This is a genomic window from Conservatibacter flavescens (genome assembly GCF_002795425.1).
Lineage (GTDB): Bacteria > Pseudomonadota > Gammaproteobacteria > Enterobacterales > Pasteurellaceae > Conservatibacter > Conservatibacter flavescens.
In genome coordinates this window covers 1-1,416 of record NZ_PHHA01000047.1, presented here as the reverse complement: position 1 = coordinate 1,416, position 1,416 = coordinate 1, and the positions used below count along the sequence as shown (strand labels likewise).

At 40.3% G+C, this 1,416-nt stretch carries 1 protein-coding gene; it reads left to right on the top strand.

Features of this window, described 5'->3' with window-relative positions; all coding sequences use genetic code 11:
* Window positions 1-56 precede the first annotated feature (56 nt).
* Window positions 57-1,390 (top strand): IS3 family transposase gene (locus tag CVP05_RS12500; RefSeq protein ID WP_100289889.1). Its coding sequence is split into 2 segments (ribosomal slippage): window positions 57-522 and window positions 522-1,390, totalling 1,335 coding nucleotides; the frame shifts between segments, so codons are not numbered across the junction.
* Window positions 1,391-1,416 lie beyond the last annotated feature (26 nt).

The following is a 1,416-nucleotide window of genomic DNA, read 5'->3' as shown; positions in this document are numbered from 1 at the left end:
TGATCTGCACCCCAAAAGTTGGACGATATTTCCAACTTAGTAAGGTGCAGATTTTTATGACTAAATATACCCAAACATTCAAACAACAAGTCATTGACTTTTATCTTGAAAATCGTCATAGCTTATTATTGACTCGACAACACTTTCAACTTCCCGAGAAAACTCTTAGCCGTTGGATAGGGCAATATCAATATTCAGGCTATGATGGGCTTGCCGTGTCACATACCAAGAAAAAATATTCTGTCGAGTTCAAATACCAAGTCATCCTATCTGTTATAAAGGGCGACTACTCTGCAGAAAAAGCCGCGCTTCAGTTTGGCATACGCAGTTCAGCTCTCATCAGCCAATGGTTGAAAGCCTTTAAGAAAGAAGGTATAAAGGGCTTAGAACCCAAACCGAAAGGAAGACCGTCAATGAAACCGAAATACGCCAAAATGCCCCCCAAACCCAAGACAGAAGAAGAACGCTTGAAGCTGCGAATTTTAGAGCTTGAGGCGGAGAATGCTTATCTAAAAAAGTTGGACGAGCTGATACGGGCGGAAGAGCAAAGGCAGCGGAAGTTATCCAAGCGTTAAGGGTTAAATATCCTTTGCCAATACTCCTTCGCATTGCCAAGTTACCTCGTAGTAGTTTCTTTTATTATTTGAAGCAAGATAAACCTCGCGATGCAAAATTTTGTGAGGAAATCACCGCTCTTTTTCACGAACATCACGGAAGGTACGGTTATCGTCGCATTACGATGGTCTTAAAAGCGAGAGGTCATCATGTCAACCACAAAAAAGTGCAACGTCTAATGCAACAGCTGAGTTTAAAAGGAAAATGCAAGGCGAAAAAATACCGTTCTTACCGTGGAGAAGTGGGCAAAATCGCTCCAAACGTGCTTGAGCGTAACTTTAAAGCAATGAAACCAAATGAGAAATGGCTTACTGATGTAACCGAATTTAAATGCGATGAAGGGAAACTCTATCTTTCACCGATTAAAGACTTATTTAACAACGAAATTATCAGCTATGACTTAAGTCGAACCCCAAATTTTGAACAAACGATACGAATGCTCAATCAGGCGATAGCCAGACTGCCGAAAGGAAAAACGCCGATATTGCATTCAGACCAAGGCTGGCAATATCAAATGCGTGGTTATCGAAAGCGGTTAGAAAAGTATGGAATTATTCAAAGTATGTCGAGAAAAGGCAACTGTTTAGATAATAGTGCAATGGAAAGTTTTTTTGGTCGTTTGAAGACGGAATGCTATGCAGGAAAGCGTTTTAAAACTTACGCGGAGCTTGAACAAACTCTCCATGACTATATTCGTTATTACAATTATGAGCGTATTCAGATAAAATTAAAAGGACTGAGTCCAGTACAATACCGAAATCAGTCCTGTGATTAGTGTCTAACTTTTTGGGGTCAGATCAA